Consider the following 13578-nt stretch of genomic DNA (forward strand, 5'->3'; position numbering starts at 1 on the left):
CCACCGTCTCTCTCGCTGCGTACCTGCACGAGAAGGTCGCCGTTGACCCTTGCCCCTGGCATGCACGTTCTACTGAAGGGCGTCGGAAGCGCCCTGCGATCTGAGTGCGTGGGCCGCCGGTATCATCACGAAGGTGGCAGTCAGAATGCGTGTCGCGCTCGCGACGTTCGGCGCTGACGAGTTTGCCGTACTGCACACAACGTGTGTGGAAGCGGGGCACGTCCCCGTCGCGTATGTGTGTTGCCGTTCGATGAAGCCGAACAGCAGCACGGACGCGCATGCCGCTGTGGCGATCGGTCGGATCGCTGAGGCGCTGCCGCGCGGTATGGATCTCCTGCTGCCGGGCTCCGGCGAGGGCCTGGCGGCGGCGCTGGCCGGCTACCGCCTGGACCTGCTGGTGGTGTACGGCTTCAACTGGAAGCTTCCGGCCTCCGTGCTCGACACGCCCAGGTTCGGTGTGGTGAATGTCCACATGTCCCTGCTGCCCAAGTATCGGGGTCCGGCGCCGGTGCTTTGGGCGATCCGCAACGGCGACACGGAGATCGGGCTGACGATTCACCGCATGGACGAGCGGTTCGACACGGGTCCGGTCCTGGCCCAGCGCGGCGGGATACCGCTCGACGAGGATGTCGCCCCGCAGCTGCTGTGGCCGCGGATCCGCCCCGTCCTCGCCGAGTTGCTCACCACAGCGCTGGACATGGTGGTGCGGCAGGTTCTCGGTACCCCACAGGACGATGTTGAGGCGCCTTCGGCGGGGTTCATCGAGCCGGAGTTCTCCGTGGTGGATTGGTCGCGGCCAGCACGAGAGGTGCACAACCAGGTGCGGATGTTCGCGTTTATGGGCCGCGACCACGCACCAGTCGCCCAGGTCGGCAAGCAGAGGTTGAAGGTGTTCCGCACCCGGTTGGCACCGACGGAGGGCATCCGGGTCGATTGTGCGGATGCGCCGATCTGGATCGTGGAGTCGGCTTCCGCTACTGGCGGCCCAGAACCGCAGTGAGGTGCTGGCGCAAAGCGGCTGCCCGGGGATCGGCGAAGTCGGCAAGCAGATTGAGGGCCTCCTGCGATGGACTCGTGTTGTCGGCTGTGCGGCCAAGATGGTGTAGCGCCTCCGCCAGGTGCCACCGGTCGCCCAGGTCACGGTGTATGCCGGCGGCCATGCGATAGAAATCCGCTGCATCCTCGGCCCGGCCCATTGCTTCGTACGCCTGGCCCGCACCGTCGAGCGCGAACGCTTCCCGGCTGTGATCGCCGAGTTGCCGCTGGATGGAGGCGGCTCGTTGATAGGAGACCAGTGCATCGGCGGGTTGCCCGGCGGCGCGTTGCACCGCGCCGAGTTCGACGAGCCAGTGCGCCTCCCACACCCGGTTCTCCTCGTCCTCGGCGATGCGCAGCGCCTGGTCGATGGAGGCACGGGCGCCGGCAATAGCACCGAGTTCCCGCTGTGCCCAGCTGAGGTGGAACAGCGCGTTGCCTTCGCTGGCGCGGTCCCCGAGTTCCCGGAACACGACCAACGCCTCGGTCAGGATGTCGGAAGCCGCGCGCGGTTGCTGCACCTCGCACAGCGTTTCGGCGAGGTTGCTTCGTATGAGGGCTTCCCAGCGTCGTTCGCCGAGGTCATGGAAGATGGCGCTGGCTTGTTCGAAGAGTGACTTGGCATCGTCGAGTCGGCGGCGGCGCAGGCCGATCAGGCCCAGCACGTTGAGGGTGACGGCTTCTGCGAATCGGTCGCCGAGGCTTTGCCGGATGGCCCGCGCCTCACGGAGATTGGTCTCCGCCTCGTCGAGCCGCCGAGATTGGAAGTACGCCCTGCCCAGACTCTCCAAGGCTTCCGCCTGACCGGCCCGGTCACCGTCTCGTTCGGCAGAGTCCACTCCGATCGTTCCGGTGGTGAGCCAGTCGCCGAAGGCGTTGTGGTGCATATAGATGCCGCGCAGGACGGCGGCGAGCCGCCATGCGGTCGCGTGCAGGCCGGTCTCGGCTGCGGCGCGGGTCGCGCCGACGAGGTTGGCGCTTTCGATTTGGTACCACCGATATGCGGTCTCGTAGCTGTCGAACGCGAGCGCAACCACGTCGACGGGGACCGGCTCGGTCAGCTCGTACCGATCGAACGGGGCGATGCGGGCCGAAGCCGCGTCGGCGGTGTGCAGGTACCACCCGAGCATCCGGCGCAGGACTTCGATCTGGACTTCGCGGGTTTCGATGTGACGGACCTGGTCGACGGCCTAGGCACGGAGCAGGTCGTGGAACTCGTACCGGCCGGGTGCACGTTGTTCCAGCAAATGCGCGCCGGCCAGAACATCCAGTTGCTGGCGGGCGTGCGAGATGCTGATCCCGGCGAGGGCCGCGGCGGCGGGGAGGCCGAACTCGTTGCCGGGGTGCAGGCCGAGGAGCCGGAACAGCCGGGCCGCCGGTTCCGGCAGGGCCCGGTAGGACCAGGCGAACACGGTGCGGACAGCGTCGGCGTCATCGTCGCTTTCGGCGGTCAGGGCGTCCCACAGGGCCGATTCGTCGCGCAGGTCGGCGATCAGCTCCTCAAGCCGCATCATCGGCCGGCTTGCGGCACGCTCGGCGGCGATGCGCAGCGCCAATGGTAGGCAGGCACAGAGCCTGGCCAGCTCGACCAGTTCGTGGCGTTGGTCGTGCCTTCGGTACCGGGCGGACACAGCATCCAGCAACGCAACGGCATCGTCCTCCAGCAGGATGTCCAGGCCGAGCCGAAACGCGCCGTCGCGTGCGACCAGTCCGGACAACCGGCTCCGGCTGGTCACCACAACGAGGCAGCCGGCGGTACCCGGCAGCAGCGGCCGGACCTGACCGGCGGTCGCGGCGTTGTCCAGGACGACCAACATCCGGCGGGTGGCCAGCAGTGACCGGTACAGCGACGCCCGGTCGCCCAGGTCGACCGGGATCGCCGTGGCGGGAACGCCGAGGTCACGGAGGAACCGGTCGAGAACCTGCTCCGGAACGGCGGGCTGACCGGGGTCGTAGCCGCGCAGGTTCACGTACAACTGGCCGTCGGGGAAGCTATCGCGGACGCTATGTGCCCAGTGCAGCGCCAACGAGGTCTTCCCCACCCCGGCAGTACCGGTGACGACGACAACAGCCGCAGCGAGCGGGACGTCGCGGAGTTCGGCGGCCACGCTGGTGAGGGTCTCCAACTCGGTGTCGCGGTTGACGAACCCTCGCACGTCACCAGGAAGCTGCGACGGTGCTACCCCGAAGGCGGCTTCCGAACGGTGGAAGTGCACGCCACCGTGGACATCACGCGCCTGGACCACATCGCCGGAACCAGACGTCTCCAGGCGATTGACGTGACGGTTGTCGGGCTCGTCGATCGGCATCGCCCTGTCCCGGTCAGACTCGGCGGCCGTTACGGCTGACGAGGCGGCAGCAGCGTCGCGACGTGGCTGTCGAAGAACGGTTGCAGGGGTTGCCCGGCCTCGTACAGGTCCTGAATGAACCGCTGGCAGCGCACGATGCGGTCACGGTCGACGAACCGGCGCACGGACTCAAGCACCCCATCGTCGTCGTAGATCGCCTGGTACATCACGGTGGCGCCGAGGGTGTAGATCTCGGGAAGCGGGGCGTCGTGCTCAAACTCGGCGACCTGGTCCGGGCTGACGATCCGCACGCTGCCGCCGCATTGATCACGGATCCGCAGGGCGTGTAGCTCCCATTGCAGATACGGGGTGATCGGCTCGTCGACGACCCGCACCCGTCGTGCGACGAAGCCTTGCTCCTCGACTCGGCGGTGGTAGTCGGCCATGTCGGCGCGGCCGGCTTCAAGCAGGCGCAACGATTCGTTCCAGTCGCCTTTCGCAAATGCTTCCCAGCTGTCGTATCCGGGCTCTTTGAAGAACTGTTGGCGTTCCAGCTTCCAGAAGCCCAACTCGGTGATGGTCCAGAAGTGCTTCTCGAAATCGGTGTAGTAGACGTCCAGCTCCATCCGCTCGCCGCCGGCGCCGCCGAGCGGGTCACGCATCGGGGATGTCCGCCTTCGCCGCGAGGATGGTCTTCCGTGGGATGATCACCAGCCGCTCGCCCGGATCGACGCTCACGCCCTCCGGCAGCCTGCCCACATATGATGCGGTCAGATCTGATCCGATGACCGCGACGTCACCGTTGTCGAGTTCCCAGATGTCCGGGCAACTCGAATTGCCAGACTCTGCCCGAGTTCATGAGACGACTTCCCCATACGCCGGAGAAATGACGCAGAGGAATCTGCTTCCCATTTTCTCGTCACCAACCCGCCTCCTGGAGCCGAGATCAAAGTAACCCATAATGACGCTAGCATGACGAATAGACAACAAGCAAGCATTCTTTACATAGGCATGTATCTATGATAGCTAAGCGAGCCAGTACACAAACGCGCGTGCGGCGGGAGTCACGGTGATCGATCAGCAGGTGTTGACCGCGATCGCGGTCACCTTGGCGACCAAGGCCGCCGAAGGGCTCGCAGCGGGTGGCCGAGCCGCGTTCCAGGCCCTCGCACGGCTGGTCCGCAGCAGATTCGAAGGGCTTGCATCCGCGCAAGCCGCGCTCGGCGACGCCGAAGCCGACCCGGCCGGCGCCTCGCGAATCGAAGCCCTTCGCGAGGCGTTGGCACAGGCCATCGCGGACGACCCCACGTTCGAGGCGGAGTTGCGGAACCTCTGGCAAGACCTCTCACCGCACATCAACGCCAGCGACGGCGCCGTCATCAACAGCATCTCCGGCACAGTCGACGGCAACGTGGTGCAGGCCCGCGACGTCCAAGGCGGTATCTCCTTCGGCACTGCCAGCCGAAACGAGTCGTGAAGCCGGTCAATCTCCGACGCGGAGCCGACCGCCACCGCCACGCCGGCGCCGGACCTGATCAGGCGGGACTTCACCGCTGCGGCGCCGGGGCAACGGCTGGTCGGGGACATCACCTACCTGCCCACCGCCGAGGGCTGGCTGTACCTGGTACCGTGATCGACCTGTTCAACCGCGAAGTCGTCGGGCACGCGATGGCCGGGCACATGCGCGCCGACCTCGTCTGCGACGCGGTCGAACTGGACCACCGACGCGGCCTGGTCCAGCCCGGCGCGGTCTTCCACTCCGACCACAGATCCCAGCTCAGCTCGGGGCCTCAGCAAATCTCGAGCGACAGCCGCGCTGCTTGACCGCTTCCGTGAGGTGATCGGCCTGCCCTGCCTCGCGGCGGGATGACCATCATGAGGACACCGTGAGTTCGGAAGGTCCCGGCTGAAGGGCTAGGAGATCTTTCGGCGGTAGATGCTCATGGCGAAGGCGTACGCGATGATGAGGATGCCGACACACCAGGCGAGGGCGATCCAGATGTCGTTGCTGACCGGCTGCTGGGTGAACAGGGCGCGGATCGCGTTGACGATCGACGTGACCGGCTGGTAGTCGGCGAAGGCGCGCACCGGGCCGGGCATGGTGGCGGTAGGCACGAATGCCGAGCTGATGAACGGCAGGAAGATGAGCGGGTAGGAGAACGCGCTCGCGCCGTCAACGGACTTCGCGGACAGGCCGGGGACGACGGCGATCCAGGTCAGCGCCAGCGTGAACAGCATGAGGATGCCGGCGACGGCCAGCCAGGCCGGCACGCCGGCCCCCGAGCGGAAGCCCATGAGGAGGGCGACGAGCACGACGACCACGACCGAGATGAGGTTGGCCACCAGCGAGGTCAGCACATGGGCCCACAGCACGGACGACCGCGTGATCGGCATGGACTGGAATCGCTCGAAGATACCGCTCTTCATGTCCAGGAAGAGCCGGAACGCGGTGTAGGAGATGCCGGAGGCGACCGTGATGAGCAGGATGCCGGGTAGCAGGTAGTTCACGTACGAGTCCGACCCGGAGTTGATCGCGCCGCCGAAGACGTACACGAACAGCAGCATGAACGCGATCGGCATGATCGTGGTGGTGATGATGGTGTCCAGGCTGCGAGTGATGTGGCGCAGGGAGCGTCGCGTCAGGACGGCGGTGTCGCCGAGGAAATGCTTGGTCATCGTTGTTCCTTACTTGTCCGTGCCGACGTTGCGGGCGTCGCGGTTCGCGCCGGCGCCGACGAGGGTGAGGAAGACGTCTTCGAGGGTGGGCTGCTGCTCGACGTATTCGACCTTGGCGGGCGGGAGGAGCCGCTTGAGGTCGCTGAGGGTGCCGTTGACGATGATCCGTCCTTCGTGGAGGATCGCGATCCGGTCGGCGAGCTGTTCGGCCTCGTCGAGGTACTGGGTGGTGAGCAGCACCGTGGTACCCCGACCGGCAAGCTCCTTGACCGACTGCCACACCTCGATGCGGCCCTGGGGGTCGAGCCCGGTCGTCGGTTCGTCGAGGAAGATGACCGGCGGATTCCCGACCAGGCTCATCGCGATGTCGAGGCGGCGGCGCATGCCACCCGAGTAGGTCGACACCTTCCGCGCGGCCGCGTCGGTCAGCGAGAAGCGCGCAAGCAGGTCGTCCACGATCTTGCCCGCACCCTTGAGGTGCCGCAGCTGGGCGACGAGCATGAGGTTCTCCCGCCCGGTCAGGATTTCGTCGACGGCGGCGAACTGTCCGGTGAGGCTGATGGACTCCCGCACGTTCGCCGCCTGCTTGGCGACGTCGAACCCGTGCACGCGGGCGGTCCCCGCGTCGGCCTTGAGCAGTGTGGACAGGATCTTCACGACCGTGCTCTTCCCCGCCCCGTTCGAGCCGAGCAGGGCGAAGATGCTGCCCCGCGCCACGTCGAAGTCCACGCCGCGCAGTACATGCAGCTTGTCGTACGACTTCTGCAGGTCCCGCACCTGGATCGCGGGCCCTTGGACCTGATCGGGGATCATTTCGAGGCTTCCCTTCGAGGAGTACCGATGCGGCGGATGATGACGTTGCCGTAGTTCGCGTGCAGGTGAAGTTCGACCGAGCGGTCGCTGCCGGCGGCTGCCGGGTCGGGGGTGAGTTCGTTGCGGACCCGGCCGTGGGCCGAGCTGGCGTCGATCCAGGCCGCGATGCCGGTCGGGACGCCGACGTCGACGTCGGCGTGGCCGTTGTCGAGCCGGATCGTCCCGCCGCTGACTTCCCGGACGCGGATGGGTCCGTGGGCGCTGCGCGCGGTCACGTCGCCGAGGGCCCGGTCGATGGTGAGCGCCCCGGACGTGGCGACCTCCACGTCGCCGGCGGCGGTACCCAGCTCCATGCTCCCGTGGGAAGCGCGCAGCCGAGCATCGCCGTGCACCTCGGCGATGCGCACCACACCATGGCCGGCGGTGACGTCGAGCCGGCCGGTCACCTCGGCGATATCGGTGCTGCCGTACGGCGCCTCGAGGACGAGATCGGCGACGGTGTCGGCGGTGACGCCGCCGTACTTGGCCACGATGCGCGCGTCCCCGAGCACCCCGCGGGCCCGCACCGACCCATAGGCGTTCTCGATCGTGACCCGAGACCCGGTCGGGACTGCACAGCGGACGTCGACGGAGTCGCCCTTGCTGAACAGGTTGAGCCGACGCGGGACCTTGACCCGCACCCGGCCGCCGTCGAACGAGACCGTGGACTCGCGGGCGAGCGACTCGTCGCCGCTGCGGCCGGGCTTGCTCGGCACGACCTCGACGACGGCATCGGGCCGATCCGAAGCGACGATGTCGACGAACGCGACACCGACCGAGACGTCCAGGTCGATCGGACCGGAAACGTCGTAACTGGGCATGACTGACCTCCACATGGGCGTGCCGGATCAGTCCCGCCTCGCGACGGGACGACGCAATTGCTTGCTGGTTCGGCTCCGCAAGCGGCGCCGAGGCCGGACAGACAGGGACTAGCGGGCCCAGCCGGTAAAGCTGTCTCCTTGCTTGGTCTCGCGTCGCGGGGCGCGACGGACGTTGGGTTCCAGGGCGGCGGCGATCGCGCGGACGAACCACGAGTTCACCGAGACCCCTTCCTCGGCCGCCGCCTGCTCGACCCGGGCCTTGAGCCGGTCCGGCAGCCGCAGCGTGGTCCGAGAGGTCACCGTGTCGTCGAGCGGCTCGGCCGGCACCGCGACCTCGAGCGTGGACGGACCATCCGCATCCGTCGCCGCCGCCTCGGGGCGAGACACCACCAGGTGCGGATCACGCCCCCGCAGCACGACATCGACCGACCCCGGCGCGATCTCCCGCGTAATCTCGCTGGCCACGTCGCTCACGACCCCCAGCAGCGTCAGCCGCACCGCAGCGTCGAGGGCGGCACTGAGCTGCTCGGCGACGGCCCGCGCGGCCGCGTCACTGTGCTCGGCCGCCGCAGCCAGCTGCGCCTGGAGTTCGGAGACGTACCGGTCGAGGTCCATGACACCAAGCTAGCACCATCATGGTGTCATCGCAACGACTCGTGACACCACATGACACCACTGCGGGCCGGCGGCGGTCACCACAACGTCCACGGCCGTACCGTGTTCGCGCGGTCCACCAGCGCGTGCCGGGCCGCCTTCCGCGGTTCCAGCACCGCCAGGGCCCGGTAGGTGCGCTCCAGGCCGATGCGCAGCTCGCGCTCGGTGAGGCCGTGGCCGAGCACCCGGCCGGCGGACGGTACCAAAGCCCCGGCCTGGCCGAGCCAGCGCAGTGCTCCGCTGAACATCTCCACCGCGAGCAACGCCTGGCGCCGGGCGTCCAGCTGCAACCGCTCCAGCCGCGCCGACGCGTCGACGAACGCGGCCTCGCTCAGCGCGCCCGGCTCGGTGTCGAGCAGGGCGTGCACGGCGGCGATCTGCGCGGCGACGTGCCGGCTGGACGTCGCGGGGACCTCGTCGAGGGCCCGCACGGCGCCGGCCCGGTCGGCGGCGCCGAGCCGGACGCGGGCCAGCCCGAACGCGGCGCTGACGAAGGCGTGGTCGACCCGCCAGACCCGCTCGTAGCGGCGCCCGGCCGCCGGGGCGTCGCCGGCCAGCTCGCAGGCCGCGGCGAGCGCCAGCCGGGCGGCCGGCTCGCCGGGCAGCGCGTCGGACACCGCGTCGAAATGCGCCCGGGCCTCGGCCGGTCGCCCGCCGGCGAGGGCGATGAGCCCGGCGTGCCAGTCGTGCCGCCAGTCGTCGCCGTCCAGGGCCGTGCCCTGCAACTGCCGCAGCGCGGCGGCCGGGTCGCCGGCGGCGAGCAGCGCCCGGACGAGCTGCAGCCGCACCTCGACGCTCCGCACGGGCGCGGCGCCCAAGGCGGCGACGGCGGCCTGCGGGTCCGCGGTGGTCAGCGCGGCGAGGAACCCTGCGGCCGGATCGGCGGGGTCGCCGAGCGGCACCGGCAACGCGGCGGCCACGGCGGCGCCGTCGAGCGGGTCGGCGGTGGTGCCGAACGCGTCGCGCTCGCCGGTGAACCGGGCCGAACCGCCCGGGCGCGGCGTGCCGTCGGCGGCGGCGAGCACCTCGCGGAGCACCCCGAGCAGTTGCTCGGCCATGTCGGCCGCCGAGGCGAACCGGCGGTGCGGCTCCGGGTCGGTGGCCCGGCGCAGGAAGCGGTGGTACGACTCCTCGCGGGTCAGCAGCGGCACGGCGGCCGGGTCGGGCAGGCGGTCGGCGTAGCGGGTGGAGAAGCCGTCGAACTCGAAGCTCAGCACGGCCAGGGTCCGCCCGACCGTGTACAGGTCCGAGGCGACCGACGCGCCGACGGCGGCCAGTTCGGGGGCCTGGTAGCCGGGTGTGCCGTAGAGCGCGGAGACGTCGTCGCCGATCGCCCGCACCGCGCCGAGGTCGATGAGCTTGAGCTGCTCCTCGGCGTGGATGACGTTGTCGGGCTTGAAATCGCAGTACAGCAGGCCGCGCTCGTGCAGGTAACCGAGCGCGGGCAGGACCTCCAGGCCGTAGGCGAGCACCTGGGGCAGCGGCAGCGGGACCCGGCGGCCGTCCGGGCCGGCGCCGGCCAGGGCCAGCTGCTTGAGCGACTGGCCGCCGACGTACTCCATCACGATGTAGCCGGTCGTGTCGCCGGTGGCCGGGTCGGCGTGCTGCGCGAAGTCGTAGATCTTGACGATGTTCGGGTGGTCGACCGTGACCAGGAACCGCCGCTCGGCGACCGCGGCGGCCACCGCGTCCGGGTCCCCGGTGTCGATGAGGCCCTTGAGCACCACCCAGCGGTCGGCGCCGGCCTCGCTGACCTTGCGGTCCCGGGCCAGGTGGATCCAGCCCAGGCCGCCGTGCGCCAGGGCGCCGAGGATCTGGTACCGGCCGTCGACGACCTCGCCGGGGCGCAGCCGGGGCACGAACGAGTAGGGCACCCGGTCGTTGCTGCAGAACCCCTCGGCGCGGCCGGGCCGCCCGTCCCGGCCCCGGCCGACCGGTGCGCCGCAGCGCGCGCAGAACCGCTGCGCCTCGGGCACCTGCGGATCGGGCAGGATCGCGGTCGCCGGGTCGCGCAACGGCACCGGCGCGAGCTCGACGAGGTCGGCGCCGAGCCCGCCGCGGCCCCGCGTGCGGCCACTGGTCCGCCCGATGCTCGGGCCGCCGAGGCCGGCACCGGTGCCGGAATCCGTGATGGCTGCGGCCTTGTGACCGCACTCGTCGCAGTAGCCGTCCGCGGCGTACGTGCCGGTGCAGCCCGCCCGGCGGCAGGGACTCATCGCCGCTCCTCGATCAGGTTCGCCAGCGCCGCCTGGTAGGCGCCCATCATCGGTACTCCCCCAGCCGGCGGCGCAGCCCGAGCACCAGCAGCGTGAGGACGACGGCGGCGGCCGCCGCGGGCAGGTACGCCGAGCCGGACAGGCTGCGCTCGGCGGCGGCGATGTGGTCGTCGAACGCCCGCTGGTTGATGCCGGTGAGTGCGACGAGCGCCTGGTCGTACTGGTCGAAGGCGTAGTTCGAGTCGCCCGGGCGGTAGCTGGTGCACAACGCGATGGCGCCCCGGCGGTCGCCGTCGTGGATGAGCTGGCGGATGCGCCGGTCGTCGAGCTGGTAGGTCTGGTAGCGGGTCAGGGCCGTCTCGGCGGCTTCCCGCTCGCCGGCGAAGGTGATGTTGCGGAACTCGGTGCCGAAGTACCCCTGCCAGCCGACCGCGGCGTGGTCGCGCCGGTAGGCGGCAAGCGCCGCGTCGAGGCGGCCGTCGAAGGTGTCCAGGGTCGCACCGTCCAGGGCGACCAGCTGCCGGGTCTTGTCCAGGAACGCGGTCTCGTACTGCCCGGCGCGCTCGGGGTCGACCAGATAACGGCTCTCGTCGGCATTGGCGTCGTAGCTGACCGCCCGGGCGCGCTCCAGCACCAGGATCGAGTCGAAGGCGTCCCGCTTGGCGCCACGCAGGTGCTCGGCGGAGCCGGCGGTGAGCGCCGCGCCGCCGGCAGCGAGCGCGATGGCCACGGCCGTCGCGGCCAGCAGCGGCGCGCTGAGGGCCCGGCGAAACCGGCGGGCCAGGTACACCTGCAAACTCACCAGCGCGGCCAGCAGGAGCACGCCGAGCCCGATCAGCCACACGCGCACGGCCAGCTCCCGGTCGTGCTCGGCCTCGTAGGTGCGCTCCAGGGCCGCGGCGTGCCGGTCGGTGAGGTCGCGGGCGGCGGGCAGCAGCTCGCCGGCGAGCTGTGCGGTCGCCAGCCGGTACTGCGCCAGGGCGGCGGCCGGCGGGGCGCCCGCCGGGTGCGGGGACTGCTCGTCGAGCAGGAGCGTGCGCGCGACGAGGGTCTCGTAGCGGCCGAGGGCGTCGAGCAGGTCGCGGACGCGCTGCGCCGTGGCCGGGTCGGTGGCGGCCGCGGCGGCCTGCTGCAGGTCACGGCTGACCTGGCCGCGGCGCTGCTGGTAGAGGTCGAGGGCCTGGGCCCGGGTGAACCCCAGCGTCATGTCGTCGCCGACCAGCAGCACGTTGGCGAGCTGGGCGTCCATGTCGTTCAGCGCGAAGTACAGGTCGGCGGTGGCGACCACCTCGGGCGCGGCCTCGTGGCCGATCGCCCGCAGCCCCGCCCGCTCCTGTCCCGCCTCGACGGTCAGCATGACTGCCAGCGCGACGGCGAGCGCCGCGGCGACACCCGCCAGCACCCGGATCCGGGTCGCGGTGCCGGTCTCGCGCAGGCGCCCGCCCACCGGCGACGCCCGCCGCACCTGAGCGGTCTGCAGTGCCACGACATCCTCTCCCCGGATCGACGTCCCGATGATGGGCACGCCGGTGCCGCCGCCGGTAGCGGTCTTGACGAAAAAACCACGCGGCCGCGGATGCCCGGCTCACCGCTTCCGCGGGTTGCCGAGCACGACCGCCTGGATGTCACCGTCCCAGGTCACGCGCGAGCAGGTCGTCGAGGGACTCGCGGCGGACCAGGACCCGGGCCCGGCCGCCGGCGGCGGCCAGCAGGGCGGGGCGGCCGACGAGGTGGAAGTTCGTGGCCCGGGCGTGGTGGTAGGCGCCGGTGCCGGCGACGGCGAGCAGGTCGCCGGGGCGCACGTCGGCGGGCAGTTCCGCGTCGGGGACGATCACGTCGTCGGGGTCGTTGTGCCGGCCGACGACGACCGCCGGGCCCGCGACCGCGCGGCCGGTGCGGCCGATGAGCACAGCGCTGTGCCGGCTGCCGCACAGCGCGGTGGCCGGGCAGTCGGACATGCCGCCGTCGACGGCGACGAGCCGGTCGCCGCGCTGGGTCCGGGTCACCGCGAGGACCCGGTACACGGTGACGCCGGCCCGGGCCACCACCGCCCGGCCGGGCGAGACGGTCAGCCGGGGCGCGGGCATGCCGTGCCGGTCGGCCTCCAGGTGCAGCACGGCGCGCATCCGGGTGGCGAACGCGTCCAGGGCCAGGTCGAGCTCGGCCGGGCGGTACGCGACGGCGTGCCCGCCACCGAGGTTGAGCCGCTCCGGCCCGGCGCCGTGCGCGCGGCGCATCGCGGCGGCGAACTCGCACAGCCGGCCGATCTCCCGCTCGTACAGGCTGAAGCGGTTGATCTGATGGCCGAGCGAGCAGTCGAACCCGGCGAGGCGCAGCCCGGGCTGGCCCGCGATCCGGGCGACCGCGGCGGCCGCCTCCCCGCCGGCGACGCGCAGCCCGAACCGGCGGTCGTGGCCGCCGGCGGGCTCCGGCCCGGCCAGAACTCGCAGCAGCACGCGCTGGCCGGCGGGCGCGGTGGCGGCGAGCCGGGTGATCTCGCCCAGCGACTCCACGACGATGGTGCCGACGCCGGCGGCGTAGGCGGCGTCGAGGTCCTCGGGGGTCTTCGCGCTGCCGTAGAGCACCACCCGGCTCATGTCGAAGCCGGCCAGGGCGGCGACGCGGATCTCGCCGGCCGAGCCGGCGTAGAGCCCGAGGCCCTCGGCGGCGACCCAGCGGGCCACGTCGATGCTCAGCAGCGCCTTGCCGGTGTACGCGGCGCCGCCCGGGCCGAACGCGGCGGCGTAGGCGCGGCAGCGGTCACGGACATCGGCCTCGTCGACGACGTAGGTGGGCGTGCCGTGCTCGGCGGCAAGCGCGGCCAGGCCGGCACCGCCGACACGCAGGTCGCCGCCGTCGCCCCAGCCGGCCGTCAGCGGCCACACCCCGGGATCGAGGTGCGCGGGCAACGAGGACCGCAGCGTGGGCAGGATTTCGGTGAGCGTCATGCGTCCCACGCTGGCACCGCCGCGGCGGCCCGCCAAGGTGTCCTGACGCAATCTCTACGCAAGAAAGGGAGCTGAGCATCTTGGCACC

12 protein-coding genes and 1 pseudogene are annotated in these 13578 nt (G+C 70.9%); 3 read left to right on the forward strand and 10 right to left on the reverse strand.

All coding sequences use genetic code 11. The features are described from left to right. Nucleotides 1-133: 133 nt before the first annotated feature. Nucleotides 134-1000: a methionyl-tRNA formyltransferase gene (locus tag ACQPXD_RS35315; RefSeq protein WP_432825694.1), complete on the forward strand. Its 867-nt coding sequence runs from the start codon at nucleotides 134-136 to the stop codon at nucleotides 998-1000. On the opposite strand, the gene ACQPXD_RS35320 is transcribed toward ACQPXD_RS35315, so the two are convergent. The 3 genes from ACQPXD_RS35320 to ACQPXD_RS35330 are packed head-to-tail and all read right to left on the reverse strand — an operon-like array spanning nucleotide 975 to nucleotide 3985. Then, nucleotides 975-2165, reverse strand: a complete 1191-nt coding sequence (locus ACQPXD_RS35320; RefSeq protein ID WP_432825696.1) for a tetratricopeptide repeat protein — start codon at nucleotides 2163-2165, stop codon at nucleotides 975-977. The genes ACQPXD_RS35315 and ACQPXD_RS35320 overlap by 26 nt on opposite strands. 60 nt (nucleotides 2166-2225) lie before the next feature. Next, the gene (locus ACQPXD_RS35325; protein ID WP_432825698.1) at nucleotides 2226-3344 is read right to left on the reverse strand and encodes an NB-ARC domain-containing protein; all 1119 of its coding nucleotides are present in this window, start codon (nucleotides 3342-3344) and stop codon (nucleotides 2226-2228) included. Nucleotides 3345-3373: 29 nt separating this feature from the next. Further along, nucleotides 3374-3985 carry a DUF6879 family protein gene (locus ACQPXD_RS35330; protein WP_432825700.1) on the reverse strand — a complete coding sequence of 204 codons (612 nt, stop codon included), beginning with the start codon at nucleotides 3983-3985 and terminating at the stop codon, nucleotides 3374-3376. A 407-nt stretch (nucleotides 3986-4392) separates the two neighbouring features. Between ACQPXD_RS35330 and ACQPXD_RS35335 the strand changes: the two genes are divergently transcribed. Together ACQPXD_RS35335 and ACQPXD_RS35340 are read left to right on the forward strand one after the other, a co-directional pair. After that, nucleotides 4393-4800 (forward strand): hypothetical protein, encoded by a 408-nt coding sequence (locus ACQPXD_RS35335; protein WP_432825702.1) that lies wholly within the window; start codon nucleotides 4393-4395, stop codon nucleotides 4798-4800. Between the two features lie 24 nt (nucleotides 4801-4824). Next, nucleotides 4825-5108, forward strand: a pseudogene (locus tag ACQPXD_RS35340) (DDE-type integrase/transposase/recombinase); the annotation flags it as partial. Between the two features lie 129 nt (nucleotides 5109-5237). Here the strand turns inward: ACQPXD_RS35340 and ACQPXD_RS35345 are convergent. The 7 genes from ACQPXD_RS35345 to ACQPXD_RS35375 all read right to left on the reverse strand — a co-directional run bounded on the left by ACQPXD_RS35345 (nucleotide 5238) and on the right by ACQPXD_RS35375 (nucleotide 13490). After that, nucleotides 5238-5999 carry an ABC transporter permease gene (locus tag ACQPXD_RS35345; RefSeq protein ID WP_432825704.1) on the reverse strand — a complete coding sequence of 254 codons (762 nt, stop codon included), beginning with the start codon at nucleotides 5997-5999 and terminating at the stop codon, nucleotides 5238-5240. Between the two features lie 9 nt (nucleotides 6000-6008). Next, nucleotides 6009-6812, reverse strand: a complete 804-nt coding sequence (locus ACQPXD_RS35350) for an ABC transporter ATP-binding protein (RefSeq protein ID WP_432825706.1) — start codon at nucleotides 6810-6812, stop codon at nucleotides 6009-6011. Beyond that, on the reverse strand, nucleotides 6809-7672 hold the full coding sequence (locus ACQPXD_RS35355) for a DUF4097 family beta strand repeat-containing protein (protein ID WP_432825708.1): 864 nt from the start codon (nucleotides 7670-7672) through the stop codon (nucleotides 6809-6811). Before ACQPXD_RS35355 ends, ACQPXD_RS35350 begins: the two co-directional genes overlap by 4 nt. 108 nt (nucleotides 7673-7780) lie before the next feature. Then, nucleotides 7781-8287, reverse strand: a complete 507-nt coding sequence (locus ACQPXD_RS35360) for a toxin-antitoxin system HicB family antitoxin (protein ID WP_432825710.1) — start codon at nucleotides 8285-8287, stop codon at nucleotides 7781-7783. A gap of 77 nt (nucleotides 8288-8364) precedes the next feature. After that, nucleotides 8365-10542, reverse strand: coding sequence for a tetratricopeptide repeat protein (locus ACQPXD_RS35365; RefSeq protein WP_432825712.1), 2178 nt, complete (start codon nucleotides 10540-10542; stop codon nucleotides 8365-8367). A gap of 46 nt (nucleotides 10543-10588) precedes the next feature. Further along, nucleotides 10589-12028, reverse strand: coding sequence for a hypothetical protein (locus ACQPXD_RS35370; RefSeq protein ID WP_432825714.1), 1440 nt, complete (start codon nucleotides 12026-12028; stop codon nucleotides 10589-10591). Between the two features lie 139 nt (nucleotides 12029-12167). Then, the gene (locus tag ACQPXD_RS35375; protein ID WP_432825716.1) at nucleotides 12168-13490 is read right to left on the reverse strand and encodes a diaminopimelate decarboxylase family protein; all 1323 of its coding nucleotides are present in this window, start codon (nucleotides 13488-13490) and stop codon (nucleotides 12168-12170) included. Between the last annotated feature and the right edge of the window lie 88 nt (nucleotides 13491-13578).

It is taken from the genome of Dactylosporangium sp. CA-092794 (genome assembly GCF_050948465.1).
Classification (GTDB): domain Bacteria; phylum Actinomycetota; class Actinomycetes; order Mycobacteriales; family Micromonosporaceae; genus Dactylosporangium.